At 38.6% G+C, this 16,955-nt stretch carries 14 protein-coding genes; 9 read left to right on the top strand and 5 right to left on the bottom strand.

Annotated features, from left to right (window positions below):
• Positions 1 to 26: 26 nt before the first annotated feature.
• Positions 27 to 1,580, top strand: a complete 1,554-nt coding sequence (locus tag ACTBZY_RS23850) for a M81 family metallopeptidase (RefSeq protein ID WP_463048914.1) — start codon at positions 27 to 29, stop codon at positions 1,578 to 1,580.
• A gap of 5 nt (positions 1,581 to 1,585) precedes the next feature.
• Here ACTBZY_RS23850 and udk read toward each other — a convergent pair whose 3' ends face one another.
• A complete protein-coding gene (gene udk, locus ACTBZY_RS23845; RefSeq protein ID WP_463048913.1) occupies positions 1,586 to 2,233 on the bottom strand; it encodes a uridine kinase in 648 nt (215 codons plus the stop codon).
• 127 nt (positions 2,234 to 2,360) lie between these two features.
• Positions 2,361 to 3,386 carry an isoaspartyl peptidase/L-asparaginase family protein gene (locus ACTBZY_RS23840; protein ID WP_463048912.1) on the bottom strand — a complete coding sequence of 342 codons (1,026 nt, stop codon included), beginning with the start codon at positions 3,384 to 3,386 and terminating at the stop codon, positions 2,361 to 2,363.
• 42 nt (positions 3,387 to 3,428) lie between these two features.
• On the opposite strand from ACTBZY_RS23840, the gene ACTBZY_RS23835 reads away from it, so the two are divergent.
• The gene (locus ACTBZY_RS23835; protein WP_463048911.1) at positions 3,429 to 4,253 is read left to right on the top strand and encodes a Rossmann-fold NAD(P)-binding domain-containing protein; all 825 of its coding nucleotides are present in this window, start codon (positions 3,429 to 3,431) and stop codon (positions 4,251 to 4,253) included.
• On the opposite strand, the gene ACTBZY_RS23830 is transcribed toward ACTBZY_RS23835, so the two are convergent.
• On the bottom strand, positions 4,250 to 4,630 hold the full coding sequence (locus ACTBZY_RS23830; protein WP_463048910.1) for a MerC domain-containing protein: 381 nt from the start codon (positions 4,628 to 4,630) through the stop codon (positions 4,250 to 4,252). The genes ACTBZY_RS23835 and ACTBZY_RS23830 overlap by 4 nt on opposite strands.
• 163 nt (positions 4,631 to 4,793) lie before the next feature.
• Here ACTBZY_RS23830 and ACTBZY_RS23825 point away from each other — a divergent pair, with 163 nt between their 5' ends.
• The 3 genes from ACTBZY_RS23825 to ACTBZY_RS23815 are packed head-to-tail and all read left to right on the top strand — an operon-like array spanning position 4,794 to position 8,945.
• Positions 4,794 to 5,303 carry a DUF4442 domain-containing protein gene (locus ACTBZY_RS23825; protein ID WP_463048909.1) on the top strand — a complete coding sequence of 170 codons (510 nt, stop codon included), beginning with the start codon at positions 4,794 to 4,796 and terminating at the stop codon, positions 5,301 to 5,303.
• Positions 5,304 to 5,323: 20 nt separating this feature from the next.
• Positions 5,324 to 7,732, top strand: a complete 2,409-nt coding sequence (locus tag ACTBZY_RS23820; RefSeq protein WP_463048908.1) for a 3-hydroxyacyl-CoA dehydrogenase/enoyl-CoA hydratase family protein — start codon at positions 5,324 to 5,326, stop codon at positions 7,730 to 7,732.
• Positions 7,733 to 7,766: 34 nt separating this feature from the next.
• A complete protein-coding gene (locus ACTBZY_RS23815; protein WP_463048907.1) occupies positions 7,767 to 8,945 on the top strand; it encodes an acetyl-CoA C-acyltransferase in 1,179 nt (392 codons plus the stop codon).
• Between the two features lie 83 nt (positions 8,946 to 9,028).
• On the opposite strand, the gene ACTBZY_RS23810 is transcribed toward ACTBZY_RS23815, so the two are convergent.
• On the bottom strand, positions 9,029 to 11,890 hold the full coding sequence (locus ACTBZY_RS23810) for a T9SS type B sorting domain-containing protein (protein ID WP_463048906.1): 2,862 nt from the start codon (positions 11,888 to 11,890) through the stop codon (positions 9,029 to 9,031).
• Between the two features lie 287 nt (positions 11,891 to 12,177).
• Between ACTBZY_RS23810 and ACTBZY_RS23805 the strand changes: the two genes are divergently transcribed.
• From ACTBZY_RS23805 to ACTBZY_RS23795, 3 genes are read left to right on the top strand one after another with little or no spacing between them, the layout of a single operon-like run.
• Positions 12,178 to 12,957 (top strand): succinate dehydrogenase cytochrome b subunit, encoded by a 780-nt coding sequence (locus ACTBZY_RS23805; RefSeq protein WP_463048905.1) that lies wholly within the window; start codon positions 12,178 to 12,180, stop codon positions 12,955 to 12,957.
• A 19-nt stretch (positions 12,958 to 12,976) separates the two neighbouring features.
• Positions 12,977 to 14,986: a fumarate reductase/succinate dehydrogenase flavoprotein subunit gene (locus ACTBZY_RS23800; protein ID WP_463048904.1), complete on the top strand. Its 2,010-nt coding sequence runs from the start codon at positions 12,977 to 12,979 to the stop codon at positions 14,984 to 14,986.
• Positions 14,987 to 14,994: 8 nt separating this feature from the next.
• Positions 14,995 to 15,747, top strand: coding sequence for a succinate dehydrogenase/fumarate reductase iron-sulfur subunit (locus ACTBZY_RS23795; RefSeq protein ID WP_463048903.1), 753 nt, complete (start codon positions 14,995 to 14,997; stop codon positions 15,745 to 15,747).
• Positions 15,748 to 15,817: 70 nt separating this feature from the next.
• On the opposite strand, the gene idi is transcribed toward ACTBZY_RS23795, so the two are convergent.
• Complete coding sequence (gene idi, locus ACTBZY_RS23790) at positions 15,818 to 16,312, bottom strand: isopentenyl-diphosphate Delta-isomerase (RefSeq protein ID WP_463048902.1); 495 nt, start codon at positions 16,310 to 16,312, stop codon at positions 15,818 to 15,820.
• A gap of 99 nt (positions 16,313 to 16,411) precedes the next feature.
• Here idi and ACTBZY_RS23785 point away from each other — a divergent pair.
• Positions 16,412 to 16,955, top strand: a 544-nt coding sequence (locus ACTBZY_RS23785; protein WP_463048901.1) for a fumarylacetoacetate hydrolase family protein, incomplete at its 3' end; no start/stop codon positions are given.

Here is a 16,955-nt window from a genome sequence, read left to right as displayed (position 1 = left end):
TTCAACCGTTCTAACAAACCCAGAAAATGAAACAATACTTCTTAGTCCTCCTACCGATTCTGCTATTCTCTTGCAGCCCTGAAGAAAGCAAAACAGACAAACTCCCTAGAATAGCGATTGCAGGATTGGCCATAGAGTCCAGTACATTTTCGCCTGCCCTTTCTGACGAAGCCACATTTAGAGCCAAATACGAGAACGAAATCTTTGACATTTATCCATTCTTCGCCAAAGATTCCATTTTAAGAAACGAGGCAGAATGGGTTCCTACACTTATCGGAAGGGCTATTCCTGGAGGAGCGGTAACCAAAGAGGCCTACGAGTCTTTGGTCACGCAAACACTAGAATCACTAAAAAAAGGGTTGCCTTACGATGCCGTTTTCTTTGACATTCATGGAGCCATGAGTGTCGTAGGACTAGACGATCCTGAAGGAGATTTCATCGTCCGAATTAGAGAAGTTATTGGCAAAGAGCCCATCATTTCCACTTCTATGGATTTGCATGGCAATGTATCAGAACGTTTGGCACAAAACACAGACCTCATAACATGCTACCGTATGGCACCACACGAAGATGCCATGGACACGAAAAGAAGAGCTGTAGCCAATCTTGTTGACAGATTAAAAAGCGGAAAAGGTAAACCAAAGTTTAAAGCGTGGATTCCTGTGCCAATTCTTCTTCCGGGAGAAAAAACAAGTACCAGAGTAGAACCTGCCAAATCAATCTATGCCGCTATAGATCCTATAACCAAAAAAGAAGGAATAATTGACGCCGCCATATGGGTAGGTTATGCTTGGGCCGACGAGCCTAGAAATCATGCTGTCGTGATGGTAACCGGAGATGATGAGCAAGCGGTAAGTGAATCTGCCGAAGCATTAGCAAAAAGCTTTTGGGATGCCAGAAACGAATTTGATTTTGTATCACCAGTGGGTTCTTTAAAAGAAAGCCTAGATTTAGCGGTTAATAGTACCAAGCATCCTTTTTTAATCAGCGACTCAGGCGACAACCCTACCGCAGGAGGGGCGGGAGATGTAACATGGACTTTAAAAGAAATATTGGATAGACCTGAATTCAAATCTGAGAAGGGCCCCAGCTTAATTTATGCATCCATACCGGGGCCAGAATTAATAGCAGCCGCTATAAAAGCCGGCGTAGGTGGAAAAGTAGATGCAATGGTTGGTGCACAAGTGGACCACAGATTTGCCCCGCCTGTAAGATTAGTTGGAACCGTTGAAGCTATTGACGACCAAGACAAAACAGCAGAAGTAGCGGTGGTGGTGAAAGTAGGTTCTGTCAAAGTTATTGTTACCAAGAAAAGGAAGCCTTACCACTACGTGAAAGACTTTACGAATCTAGGTTTGAACCCAAAAGAAACAGACATTGTAGTCGTAAAAATAGGTTACTTAGTGCCCGAACTTTATGACTTGAGAGCCGATTGGATTATGGCTTTAACTCCAGGTGGTGTTAACCAAGACTTGGAAAAACTAGATTATAAAAGGATAAAAAGACCGATGTTCCCATTAGACAAGAACATGGATATCCCTCATTTATCAACACAGCTTATTCCGTCTTCCGATAAGTAAAAGTATTAGCGATTAAGCAAAGACCTTACAAAGGTGGTTAGCATCCAAAGTCCGTTTTCAAAGTGGTCATTATTATTAATGACCACATCTGCGGTCTTTTTGGTAGGCTTGATAAACTTTTCGTATGTTGGCCTTACATGGTTTTCCCATCTATAAAGCACATCTTCCATATCATAACCTCTAACCTCATTGTCACGTTTAATCCTACGCTTAATTTTCACCTTTTCTCTGGCATCAATAAATACCTTAAGATCTAAAAGTTCCGATAACATTGGTTCATAAAAAACGAATAAACCTTCCACCACAATGATGGGAGCGGTTTTATGCACAAGCGTTTCGGGAACAACGGTAGGGTTATTAAATGTATATTCTACATGTTCGACCGTTTCTCCTTTTATTAAACTTTTAATATGCTCCGAATAAAGTTCAAAGTTTATACATTCGGGTAAGTCGTAATTTTCAATATCATTGGTATCTCGAGGAATCTCCTTATTAATACGATAATAATTATCTTGAGAAATAAGACAGACCTCATTTTCCGTAAAATCTTTCAATAAACTTTTAAGAAAAAAAGTTTTGCCGGAGGCACTACCCCCAGTTATACCAATTACAAAAGGTTTTTTACGTTGATCACTAGATTGAATTTCAGCCATTTTAAATCTAATTTCCCAGAAGTTTTTATGTTAATGAAGATACACTGTGATATGAAATCACAGTGCTCATTTCGTAATTATCTCTAACCCAGCCGCAAAACTAATAAATCCCAGTGGTTTATGCTTTTTAAAGCCCCTCTTTATAGATAGAAATGTTCTTTTCTCCTGTTGATTTCATAAATCCCCTATACATACCTTTCGTATTAAAAGGCATGGCAATGTTCCCTTTTTTATCAATAGCAATAATTCCACCGGTACCTCCACGCTTCACCAACTTATTCATAACTACTTCGTCCGCTGCTTGTTCAAGACTTAAATTTTTATACGCCATTAAAGCAGAAATGTCATATGCCACCACCGATCTTATAAAGTACTCCCCATGTCCTGTAGCAGACACCGCACAGGTTTCGTTATTGGCATAAGTTCCTGCTCCTATAATGGGACTATCCCCTACTCTATTCCATCTTTTGTTTGTCATTCCTCCCGTAGATGTTCCTGCTGCCAAGTTACCCTGCTTATCCAAAGCCACACAGCCTACCGTTCCAAATTTGTAATCTTCAGGCACACTATAGTTAAAAGAAGACTTCTTAGGTTTCTCATCAGAATGGTCTAATTCGATGGCATCTTTCTTTATGGCATTTTGAAGGGAATTCCATCGTCTTTCGGTAAAAAAGTAAGAGCTATCGACTATTTCTAAGCCTTGCTCTTTGGCAAACTCTTCTGCACCCTTCCCTGCCAACAACACATGTTCAGATTTTTCCATAACGGCTCTAGCTGCCAATATTGGGCTCTTAATGTTACCTACACCAGCTACCGCCCCAGCACTAAGATCTTTTCCATCCATAATGGAAGCGTCTAGTTCATTTTTCCCTTCGTGCGTAAAGACCGCTCCCTTGGCGGCATTAAATAAGGGAGAGCTTTCCATTACTTGAATAGCTTTTACTACAGCATCCAAGGCTGATTTCCCATTTTCAAGCTCTTTATAACCTGCTGTCAAAGCTTCATCTAGTGTCACTTGATAAGCCTTTTCCATTTCTGGACTTAGGTTTTCTCTGGTGATAGTTCCTGCTCCACCATGAATCACAAGTGCAAAGTTTTCTTGAGCCGAAAGCTGACTTAGGAAGAAATAAAACACGATCACTAATTTTTTCATACTTAATTTGTTATTTAAATAAAGAGCGGTCGGTTTTATTCTATGCAAAATATTCAAGAAAACAATCTAAAAGAAATTTCAATCTCAATTTTAGGATCTGGCTGGTTGGGTTTGCCTTTAGGCAAACAATTATCATCCAAAGGATATACGGTTTGTGGGAGCACAACCTCTCCAGAGCGACTAATTGAGATTTCAGAAAATGGTAGTTCTCCTTTCCTTATTAATTTGGATACCAAAGAGTTAGATCCCAGATTCTTTGATTCTAATATCCTAGTCGTTTGCTTCCCTCCAAGATTAAGATCCCAGGGCGAAGAACAATATTGGGCTCAGCTAGAAACCCTGGCTCAAATTTTAAAAAGGAATAAAGAAACCAAAATCCTATTCACCAGCAGTTCTTCTGTCTATAATTCAGAAAATAGAGCAATGAAAGAAAAGGATGTCAACGTAAAAAACCCCTTATATAAAGCCGAAGAAATATTAAGAAGTCAATTCTCCGATAGATTGACCATTCTTAGACTCAGTGGATTAATGGGATATGGAAGAATACCATGTAAATATTACGCAGGTAAAAAAGGTTTAACAAATGGCAGTACGCCAGTTAATTATATTTTTAGGGATGATGTCATTGGTATTATTGAAGAAATCATTGCGAAAAACATCTGGAACCAAACATTGAACGTCACTGCTCCAAAGCACCCTTCCCGAAAAGAAGTTATGGCTGCCTGCTGCCAAACTCAAGAATTTGAAGAGCCTGAATTTATTGAATCAGAAAAAGAAGAAGCTTACAAAATTATTAATGGAGAAAAACTTGAAACGCTTCTTAATTATAATTTCCTATACCCAAACCCTTTAGGATTTCCATATTAAGGATGTGAACACATATTCCTGTGCAATCTCCAATTATAAAAATAGGCCGCAGCCATACTTACGGAGCTTAAAGAAAGTAAAAGGTGATTGTGAATAAAAAGACTAAATAAAACAGTTATCAAAAAGGAGAATCCAAGAAAAGCAAGCGGCCATACATTATCGTGGTGCTTATAATCTTTTAAAAGCACAAAAAAGCCTATAACCAAACTTAGGCCTATCAAAACCATCTCCACCTTTTCATTAAAAAAACTAGTCCCCAAAAGAGGAATAGCGATCAAAAGAAAGGGCATAGCCAAACAATGAATTGCACATACAAAGGAAAGGCTCAAGCCTACTTTATGCAATATGTGCGAATGTTTCTGAATAAATTTTTTCATTTCCTAATTCATAAATGCAACAGCGATGCAAAAGTAATACCAAATGCAACAATATTGCAAAAAGAAACGCATTCTTTTAATAATCCAAGTGCTACAAAGAAAAATCTTTTTATTCAATAGTATGCTTGCATAACAATTTGAAAGTTGATAATTTTACAACAGTATGCTAGCATACCTTTTCAAAATGGAATATAACAATCGACTCAATCGCAATATTTCTAAAGTAAGCAAACTTCCAAAGGTTTTCATACCATGGATGTTGGATAGAGCCATTGGCAATGTGGTCAAGTTTGTCGGCACTGCTGGAATACATTTTGAAGAGATGACATGTCAAAAGGTCGTAGTTATACTTCATAACAATAAAAAAGTCCAGAATCATGTTGGACAAATACACGCTGCCGCCACCACACTTTTAGCAGAAACTGCTACGGGTATGGTGGTTGGTATGAATATCCCAGACGACAAGCTTCCTTTAATAAAGGACTTAAGTGTTAACTTTATAAAGAGAAGTCAAGGAGCTCAAAAAGCAGTGGCTGAGTTAACTCATGAGCAAATTGAACAAATACGAAATGACGAAAAAGGAAACCTCAGCGTTCCTTTAAGAGTTACAGATGAAACAGGACTAGAAGTGATTCAAGCCACCATGAACTGGGCTTGGATTCCTAAGAAATAAATAGATAATTAAATATCACAATGAATAGAAAAATAAACAAAGTAGCCGTATTGGGTGCAGGTATAATGGGAAGCAGAATAGCTCTTCATTTTGCCAATATTGGCTGTCAGGTTTTATTGCTTGATATGGTTCCAAGAGAACCTAATGATGCCGAGAAAGCTAAAGGACTAGACACCAATTCCCCACATGTTAGAAACAGAATTGTAACAGACCTTTTTACTGCTGCGGTAAAAGGAAAACCAAATTCTACTTACGATAATGATGTTTTTAAAAGAGTTTCTCTAGGAAACTTTGATGACGACATGGTTAAAATAAAAGATGTTGACTGGATCATAGAAGTTGTTGTAGAAAGATTGGACATCAAAAAAATCATATACGAAAAAGTAGAAGCTCATAGAAAACCTGGAACGCTGGTGAGTTCTAATACTTCAGGAATTCCAATTCACCTGATGTCTGAAGGCAGAAGCGAAGACTTTCAGAAACATTTCTGTGGCACCCACTTTTTCAATCCACCTAGGTATTTAAGGCTATTGGAAATAATTCCTGGCCCAAAAACAGACCAAGCAATCATAGATTTCCTAATGCACTATGGAGACCTATACTTAGGAAAGCAAACGGTATTATGTAAAGACACCCCTGCTTTCATAGCCAACCGTCTGGGTATCTATGCCATGGTTCAGACCATAAGAACTGCCGAAGAGATGGGCCTTACGGTAGAACAAGTAGATAAATTAACAGGCCCAGTGGTGGGTCGTCCTAAATCTGGTTCATTCAGATTATCGGATGTAGTTGGATTAGACACCACCGTAAATGTTTGTAATAACTTAAAAGCAACACTTACCAATGACGAGTCGTCTTCCGCGTTTGAGCTTCCTCCTATTATGGCCAGCCTCATGGAAAAAAAATGGCTTGGAGATAAAACCGGTCAGGGCTTTTACAAGAAAACGAAAGATGAAAAAGGCAGAACTGAAATTTTAGCTCTAGACTTCAAAACATTAGATTATAGACCTACCGAAAAAGTTAAGTTTGCCACTTTAGACGCTACCAAAAGTATCGACAGACTTGGAGATAGATTTAGTGTACTCTTAGCAGGAAAAGATATCGCTGGAGCGTTCTATAGAAAAACGCTTACAGATAGTTTCAAATATGCCACTTTAAGAATCCCAGAAATTGCAGACGAGTTATTTAGAGTAGATGACGCTGTCAAAGCTGGATTCGGATGGCAAATGGGTCTTTTTGAAACAGCAGATGCCGTAGGGGTTAAGAAATTTGTAGAAATAGCCGAAACAGAAGGCAACAAACCAGCAGCTTGGGTATATGATATGCTAGCAGCCGGAAATGATTCTTTCTATAAGATTGAAGACGGTAAGAGACTCTATTTTGATATCCCTTCAAAATCTTATAAAGTAATTCCTGGAACAGAATCTTTCATTATCCTAGACAACATCAGAAAAACAAATGTTGTATGGAAAAATGCAGGCTCTTCTATCTTTGATCTTGGTGATGGAATTTTAGGCGTAGAATTCCACTCTAAAATGAACACCTTTGGAGCAGAGGTTATAGAAGGACTTACCAAAGCCTATGACATGGCAGAAAAAGACTACCAAGGTCTTGTAGTAGGTAACGATAGCCACGAAGCATTTTCTGCTGGGGCAAACTTAGCCATGTTATTTATGTATGCCGTTGAGCAAGAGTTTGATGAAATCAATATGATGATTGCTCAGTTCCAACAAACCATGATGAGAGCTAGATATTCTAGCATTCCAGTAGTTACTGCCGCTCATTCATTGGTACTTGGCGGTGGATGTGAACTCAACCTTCACGCAGATAAAGTAGTGGCAGCTGCCGAAACCTATATGGGATTAGTAGAAGTAGGTGTAGGTGTCATTCCAGGTGGTGGTGGAACCAAAGAAATGGCCCTTAGATGCTCAGATATGTATAAGCCTGGAGACTCTGAATTAAATGTATTGCAAGCCGCTTTTATGAATATAGCTCAAGCTAAAGTTTCTGGCTCTGCTCATGAAGCCATGGCCATGAATTATATCAAAGAAGGTCGCGATCAAATCGTACTTAACAGATCTAGGTTAATAGCGGAAGCCAAACAGGCAGCAGTGGAACTGGCAGAAAACGGATACACGATGCCTTCAAAAAGAACGGATATCAAAGTTCAAGGGAAAGCGGGTATAGCTTTATTTAAGGCCGGAATTAGATCCATGAGACTATCCAATTACATATCAGACCATGATGCTTTAATCGCGGACAAGCTCGCTTATGTAATCTCTGGTGGTGATTTAAGTTACGCACAGAATGTAACTGAAGATTACTTATTGGATCTAGAACGTGAGGCATTCTTAAGCTTAGTAGGTGAAAGAAAAACCATGGAAAGAATGCAAGGTTTATTAACCACAGGTAAGCCACCGCGTAATTAAACACTAACAGAATCTAGACTTAAACAAAGAAAAAATGAAAGCATATATTGTTAAAGGATATAGAACAGCCGTAGGAAAGGCTGGTCGAGGTGGATTTAGATTTACCAGACCAGATGACTTAGCGGCAGAAAATATTAAATACTTATTAGCCCAAGTTCCTGAATTAGATCCCTCAAGAGTAGATGATTTAATAGTTGGAAATGCCGTACCAGAAGCCGAACAAGGAATGCAGATGGCTAGATATATTTCTCTATTGTCAATGGGAGTAGCTGTTCCCGGTGTTACTATTAATAGGTATTGTGGTTCAGGAATTGAAGCCATTGCCATGGCTGCCGGTAAGATTAACACAGGTATGGCTGACTGTATCATAGCAGGAGGAACAGAATCTATGTCTATGGTTCCCACCATGGGATGGAAAACAGCTCTTAATTATGAAATCGCAAAAGACAACCCAGACTATTATCTAGGCATGGGTTTGACTGCCGAGCAGGTAGCTCAGGATTATAAAATTTCTCGCGAAGCCCAAGATGAGTTTGCTTATCAATCGCATATGAAAGCTTTAAAGGCTCAAGCTGAGGGTAAATTTGATGAAGAGATAGTTCCTATCACCGTTACTGAAACTTACTTTGACGCCAATTCAGGTAAAAAGAAAACCAAAGAAAGTATCATTAAAAAAGATGAAGGACCAAGACCGGGAACAAGTGTGGAAGCACTAGCGAATCTAAGACCGGTATTTGCTGCCAATGGTAGTGTAACCGCAGGAAACTCTTCGCAAACTTCCGACGGTGCGGCTTTTGTCATCGTAATGTCTGAAAAAATGGTAAAGGAATTAAACCTAGAGCCTGTAGCTCAAATGCTCGCTTATGCCGTAGCAGGTTGTGACCCAAGAATAATGGGAATAGGACCGGTTTACGCTGTACCCAAAGCACTCAAGCAAGCTAACTTAAGCTTAAAAGATATTGACCAAGTAGAACTGAACGAAGCTTTTGCTTCTCAAGCTCTAGCAGTAGTTCAAGAATTGGGCATTGACCCAGCTATACTAAATCCAAATGGGGGTGCCATTGCACTTGGACATGCCTTAGGTTCTACAGGAGGTAGACTTACCGTTCAAATATTGAATGAAATGAGAAGAAGAAATCAAAAATATGGTCTTGTAACAGCTTGTGTAGGAGGTGGACAAGGAGTAGCTGGTATTTATGAACTATTAAAGTAAGATTGATTGATTCCTACAAATCCACTAGCCTGAGACAATGTCTCAGGCTTTTTTATGGTATTTCTAACGAATAAACTGGCTTTCTATCTTACCAACTCTAAGTATCCTTTGTAGCTAAAGACTTCTTGGTTCTCTTCTAACCTGTTAAACTGAACCTTTATAAGGTAGTAATAAGTGCCTACTGATAGCTCATTACCATTACTTCCTACGCCGTCCCAGCTTAAACTTTGTCCCGTTCCTTCCGCTACTAAAAGTCCCTGTCTATTATAAATTTCATAACTGATAGACTTAATAAAAGCAGGACAATTCATGGGCTGAAAAGTATCATTTCTACCATCACCATTTGGCGAAAAGAAGTTTGGAAATGATATCTTATTGCAGTTATCTGCACAAACCATATTACTTGGCTCACTCTCTACACCTAGAATACTTACAGCTGTGACATAATAACAACCCGCAAAGCCATCTACAGCATTTTTGATATGTTCATAACGTCTGGCCGTTCCTTCTGTAATGCCAATTTGCTCAAAATTACCGTCTGCAAAACGTGAATAATAAACATTATATCTTATTAAATCCTTTCTACAATTTACTCCACCTACATTTTCAGGAGTACTCCAATTAATTTTATTCGTAAAAGCGTTGGATCCGCAGAAAGCTTCTTGAGAAAGATTTTCGCAATCCACTTGATCCATATTTATCACTAAAGGACATGGTGGCGTTCTATCAGCAGCAGACATACAAAACTCTTGAGAATTGTTCTCTAGAAGCCCAAAAGAGGCCGCCTCATTTCCATATATGCCCACAGTCATTACTTTATAGCAGTATTCAATATTGTTTTCCAATACTATAGACTGGTCGCCATCTGCTAAATATTTATCCTCTCCTTTATCTGTATAAGAATAAGTATTTGGCCCCTTAACATCTACAGCCCCTATCGCATTAAATACACCCGGATTATTTTTATCTTCTCTATAAACCAAATGCGTTTGATTATCATTTGACCAAGGGGTATTTGCCTCCCATGAAAGTTGAATTTGTTTGTCGTCTGGAGTCCCTTTTAATCTGACAGAAGTTGCCGCTGGTGCCTCACCCATAAGTTTACCTCCTTCATAATAAAAGGCTAACTTATATTTATAAACCAACTCTTGCGTATTTAAACCCGTATCATTAAAAATGGTATCCGGCTGGGTTCCCAAAGTTGTATTAATCGAGGCAATCTCTACGAATTTATCTCCACCTAAACCTTGGGTTCTAAGAAGCTTGTAAGAATAAGGGCCTTTAAAGTCTACCGTATCCAAGCCAATTGGTCTTGACCACTTCACCATTATTTCTCCTTGCTGGAGAGCTGTTTCATGAACATCCACATGCGTAATTACAGGAACCCTTTTGGGCAACTCACTACCGATACAAAACTCCGTGGAAGGTGAGCTCTTCATGGTATTGAACTCCGAAACACCTATTTCAGAAACCAATCTATAACTATAAATTTGGCCATTTTCAGCATTTTTATCTACAAAAGTGGTATCACCAAGATCTACTTCACCAATCTTAACATAATTCCAAGAGTCTGGCATTCCTTGAGCACAAACCCCCGGATTTAAACCACTACAGCCAGATTTTCTATAAACCAGAATTTTCCCTCCTCTGGTACACTTGGGGTATAACTGCCAACTTAAAGACACGCCCTCCTCTATTTCCTTACCAGTCAATCCTCTTGGCCTTTGAGGGTTAATATTTATTTTTATGGTTTTAATATCCACCAGCTGTGTTACAAATCTTCCAGGCAAATCTTCTACTTTGAATAGCACATCATAAGACTGTTCTCTTACGTGTGCACAGTTTGTTTGCCAAGTAAACTTGCCTGAAATAGGCGAAACATTATTGCTACCAGAAGGGCTAGAAAAACTAGCGGCCTCGTCTGCTATAAATCTCTTAAAAGTCCCATTATTATCTAGGTTATAAACACCGCCGTTTGTCGTTAACCTTAAACCTTGATCTGCATTTTTATCCGTGGCTATAACCTCAAATTCTATTAAATCACCCGCTTCTACACAAAAATCACTTGGTACTTCTAGTTCCGGTCGTTTATTGTTAGTTTCTACAACAATAATCTGCATATCACGTACTATTACCCCTATCCTAGCATAAGTACCATCTGGAGCTTTTCGCCATTCTTCAATAATAAAGGCTACATTATATTGACCTATTTTCTGAGGAGCATCCCAGGTCAAGTCTCCCGTTCTAGCGTCTATCTTAAAAGTTGCGGGCCCTGTTCCAGCCTCATTTCTTATTGGAGCAGTGCCCACTGTGCTTGGATCTAAATAACCCTTAATAGCTCCGCCAATACCATTACCTTCTTGTCTGTCCTCCATCGGAATAGATAATTTATAAGCAAGACTATCACCATCTATGTCGAAAGCTCCTGGGTTATGAATAAATTTAACACCCACGGCTGCAGAGTCAATCGGTATATTCAAAAGCACAGGCGTGCTATTAAGTCCAAACGCAGAGTTTATAAATAAGGTAGTCTGCACAAAAAACGTAATATCGTCTGAAGGCTGAGGTAGGTTTATTGTGTTCTCATTTCTATTTGGTATACCACAACTGACCTTATATATACCAGGGCCAGGAAATGTCACGGTAGTGACGTACGTATTTCTTACCGTTGTAGGGCTTATTAGCACCTTCTCTCTTCTTGGTACTTTATAACTAACTACACCATTATTTAAAAAACCTGGATAGAAGTCTACGTCCTCTTGAGCCTCATTGGCACTTTTTCCACCTACTTCATCGGTATAGGTGGTGAGTGTAATTCTATAAGTTAAAGATGTATTTGAAATTCTTTCGGCGGTTATTTCTCCTGCCCTTAAGTGTGTAGCTTGAGCTTGATTAGTGCAAATAATCAGAACCAGGAGGAGGAAAAAGGATAAATATCTATTCATGCAGTTTGTAAGAATCATATATATATACTGTAAATAACGCATCTACCGCTTCAATATTCACATACAAAAGAATATATGGACAGTTTTTTTCAAATATATCAAAACAAATACATTTTACAGCCTTATGGAACCGATTGCATATTGAAAGAAAAAAAATCAAAAATTTGCCTTTTGATATTACACTTTTTATTGGTTCTAAACTGTTTGGTACTTACTTTTGAGCTCGATTCTTGTACTATTCTAAGTATGAGAGGTTTCTATAATTGACCAAAATAAATAATCACTTTATGTCTTGGCTTACCAAAACATTAAATAGCTCAATCGGAAAAAAAGTACTTATGGCTCTGACTGGGCTTTTTCTTTGTACTTTCCTTATCATTCATTTGGTAGGTAACCTCCAACTATTTAAAGATGACGGCGGATACGCCTTCAACACTTACACCGTTTTTATGACTAGCAATCCGCTAATCAAAACCGTTTCTTACCTGTTATATACATCTATTTTATTTCATGCGTTCTGGGGTCTATATCTGGAATTTCAAAATAGAAAAGCAAGACCAACGGGTTATGCCATGTCAAAAAACCAAGGGTCTTTCGCTAGTAAAAAAATGGCCATACTAGGAACAATCGTTCTAGTTTATTTAGCTGTTCATATGGGAGATTTTTGGTATGAATACAAATTTGGGCACCTTCCTTATGTGGGTTACACTGAAAACCTAGCTTCTGGAGAAATGACTTCAATTGAGTCGCTTTCTTCGGATTACACACAACATGTAAAAATGTTAGAAACTTTTAACGAGGCTGAGGGTACAAAAACTACGGTAGTAAAAGATTTATACGCCGAGGCTGAAGAGTCCTTTTCAAACCCGCTTCTTGTGCTTTTCTATGTGTTATCTATGGCTGCCTTAGGCTTTCATTTATTACACGGTTTTCAAAGTGGCTTCCAAACCTTAGGACTTAACCATCCTAAATATACCCCATTAGTGAAAAAATTGGGAACATGGATTTTTGCCATTCTCATTCCATTGGCATTTGCGGCCATACCAGTTTATTTTCTAATCAAATAATTTAAAAAAGATAGAAATCATGGCAAATTTTAAATTAGATGCCAAAATTCCTGAAGGCCCAGTGGCCGACAAATGGACATCTTATAAAGATAAAATCAATCTTGTAAACCCAGCCAACAAGCGTTCTATTGACGTTATTGTGGTGGGGACTGGATTAGCAGGTGGTTCTGCTGCTGCTACATTAGCAGAACTTGGATATAACGTAAAAGCATTTTGTTACCAAGATTCTCCTAGAAGAGCTCACTCTATTGCCGCTCAAGGTGGAATTAACGCAGCCAAAAATTATCAAGGTGACGGTGACTCAAACTATAGATTATTTTACGATACCGTAAAAGGAGGAGATTACCGTTCAAGAGAAGCTAACGTTTATCGTTTGGCTGAGGTCTCTGGTAACATTATTGACCAATGTGTGGCTCAAGGTGTTCCTTTTGCTAGAGATTACGGTGGACTTTTAGATAATCGTTCTTTCGGTGGTGTTTTGGTTTCAAGAACATTTTACGCCAAAGGTCAAACAGGTCAGCAGCTTCTTTTAGGTGCTTATTCTGCCATGAACCGCCAGATAGCTCGTGGTAAAATTCAAATGTATAACCGTCACGAAATGCTAGATTTAGTAATCGTAGATGGTAAAGCAAGAGGAATTATAGCCAGAAACCTTGTTACTGGAGAAATAGAAAGACATTCAGCTCATGCGGTTGTTATTGCCAGTGGTGGATACGGAAACGTTTATTTCCTTTCTACAAACGCCATGGGGTCTAACGTAACGGCCGGTTGGAAAATACATAAGAAAGGAGCATTCTTCGCAAACCCTTGTTATACTCAAATTCACCCTACTTGTATTCCTAGGTCTGGAGACTATCAGTCTAAACTGACACTGATGTCTGAGTCCTTAAGAAACGATGGTAGAATCTGGGTTCCTAAAAACATGGATGATGTGCTTGCTATTAGAGAAGGACGTTTGAAACCAACCGAAATTGCAGAAGAAAACAGAGATTACTACTTAGAAAGAAGATATCCTGCATTCGGAAACTTAGTTCCAAGAGATGTAGCTTCTAGAGCTGCGAAAGAAAGATGTGACGCTGGATACGGTGTAAACGAAACGGGAGAAGCCGTTTACTTAGACTTCAAATCTGCCATAGAAAGATATGGTAAAGAACAAGCCATGATTCATGGTCTTAAAGATGCTTCCGCAGAAAAAATCATAGATTTAGGTACGGAGGTAATCAGATCTAAATATGGTAATCTTTTCCAAATGTATGAGAAGATTGTAGATGAAAATCCATATGTAACACCAATGATGATTTATCCTGCGACCCATTATACTATGGGAGGCGTTTGGGTAGATTATAATCTGATGACGACTATCCCTGGATGTTACTGTATTGGCGAAGCTAACTTCTCTGACCACGGAGCTAACAGACTTGGAGCCTCCGCATTAATGCAAGGTTTGGCAGACGGATACTTCGTTCTGCCGTATACCATAGGCCATTACCTATCTAATGATATTAGAACAGGTCCTATCTCTACGGACTCACCTGAGTTTGAAGAAGCAGAAAACGCTGTCAAAGAGAAGCTTGACTTTTTCGTAAACAATAAAGGAACTCACTCTGTAGACCACTTCCATAAAAAACTTGGAAAAGTAATGTGGGATAAAGTAGGTATGGCCAGAAATAGAGAAGGTTTATTGGAAGCTATATCAGAAATAAAAGCCATTAGAGAAGACTTCTGGAAAAATGTTAGTGTACCTGGTATGGCAAACGACATGAACCCTGAACTAGAAAAGGCCAACAGAGTAGCCGATTTCTTAGAGCTTGGAGAATTGTTCGCAAAAGATGCATTAGAAAGAAATGAATCCTGTGGTGGTCACTTCCGTGAAGACTATCAAACAGAGGATGGTGAAGCATTGAGAGATGATGTAAACTATGCTTATGTAGCAGCATGGGAATACAAAGGAGAGCCTTCTGAGGCCGTATTACACAAAGAAGAATTAGAATTTAAAGACATCGAGCTAAAAACACGCTCGTACAAATAATACTCAGCATGGATTTAACACTGAAAATTTGGAGACAAAAAAATGCCGAAGATAAAGGTGGTATTGTAGATTACAATGTAACCGATATCTCTGGGCACATGTCTTTCTTGGAAATGATGGATGTCCTTAACGAAAAGCTTGTTAGCCAGGATGAGGAACCAGTGGCATTTGACCACGACTGTAGAGAAGGTATTTGTGGCTCATGTTCATTGCATATCAATGGCGAACCTCATGGACCAGATAGTGGCACCACCACTTGTCAGCTTCACATGAGAAGATTCAAAGACGGCGATGAGATTTATATTGAACCTTTTAGAGCTAAAGCATTTCCTGTCATTAAGGATTTAATGGTAGATAGATCTGCTTTTGATAGAATTCAACACGCAGGTGCTTACATCTCTGTAAATACTTCTGGTAATACGCAAGACGCCAACGCTATTCCTATTCCAAAAGCAGATGCCGACAAAGCCTTCGACGCTGCCACTTGTATTGGCTGTGGGGCTTGTGTTGCCTCTTGTAAAAATGCTTCTGCCATGCTATTTGTTTCTGCTAAAATTTCTCAGTTTGCTCTTTTACCTCAAGGTAAAGTGGAAGCAGCAGAAAGAGCCAAAAACATGGTAAGCCAAATGGACCTAGAAGGATTTGGTAACTGTACCAACACTGGAGCATGCGAAGTAGAATGTCCTAAAGGAATTTCTTTAGAAAACATAGCAAGAATGAATAGAGAGTATTTATCTGCCAGTTTAACGACTGCCGAATAATCTTATCATTCTTTTCTTAGATAAAATGAAAAAGGTTGAGTTTAAAATTTAAACTCAACCTTTTTTGATCTCAAATACGACCTATTATTTCCTTGAACCAAACCGTATAGTTCCTTTCATTTTCAAGTAAATCTGCCTTAATCTCATCTATGGTTAACCACTTATAATTAGCCACTTCCTCGGGATTTGCCACAAAGGTTCCATTGAATTCGCCATAAAAAACATGGTCAATCTCATGTTCTATCAATCCATTGTCAAAAGCGGCGTGATATCTAAAAGTAAATTTATAATCCAATGGGCAGGTAAAACCCATCTCCTCATTTAATCTTCTACTGGCTGCATTTTCTATTTCCTCTCCTTTATTGGGGTGACCGCAGCAGGCATTTGTCCATAAACCTGGAGAATGATATTTACCAAAAGCCCTTTGATGAATAAGCATTTTACCTTCCGAATTAAAAACAAGAATAGAAAAAGCTCTGTGAAGCTTACCTTCTCTATGCACTTTCATCTTCTCATCATACCCAATAATCTCGTCGTTATCGTTAACTAAGGTTATATTAATCATATTATTTTTCAACTGCTACTAAAAGCTCTTTGTATCATATACGATATTTAATCTCAAATTTCTTAAATTTCAACTTCAAAATAAACTCAACCCTATCACATGAAGCTTTACAAAACCAAAACCGGTTTTATTATAGAAAACGAAGGTCAATATTATTTATCAAATCATGAAGATTGGGACGCCTTTATAAATAGAGAAAATCTTTTTGATGTTTTAAATGAAGATATAAAATCCCTAAAACCATCTTCAGAACTAAAAATAACCGCCCAGAACGACAATTTAGCCCCTATCCAAAATCAAGAAATTTGGGCTTCCGGTGTTACCTACATGAGAAGTAAAAAAGCCAGAATGGATGAATCAAAAGATTCTGGAGGTGGCGACTTCTATGATAGAGTTTATGACGCAGACCGACCAGAATTGTTTTTTAAAGCCACTGCTGGTAGAGTAGTAGGCAATGGCGAAAACATTAGAATAAGAAGAGATTCCAAATGGAATGTTCCAGAACCAGAGCTAACGCTTTTTATTAACTCCGTTGGTCAAATTTCTGGATACACCGTTGGGAATGATGTTAGTAGCAGGGATATTGAAGGAGAAAACCCACTCTATTTGCCTCAAGCAAAATCTTATGACAAAAGTGCTGCCA

It is taken from the genome of Arcticibacterium sp. (assembly GCF_055134445.1).
Note: the sequence above shows the minus strand (reverse complement) of the source record. Positions and strands in the feature narration are given on the sequence as shown.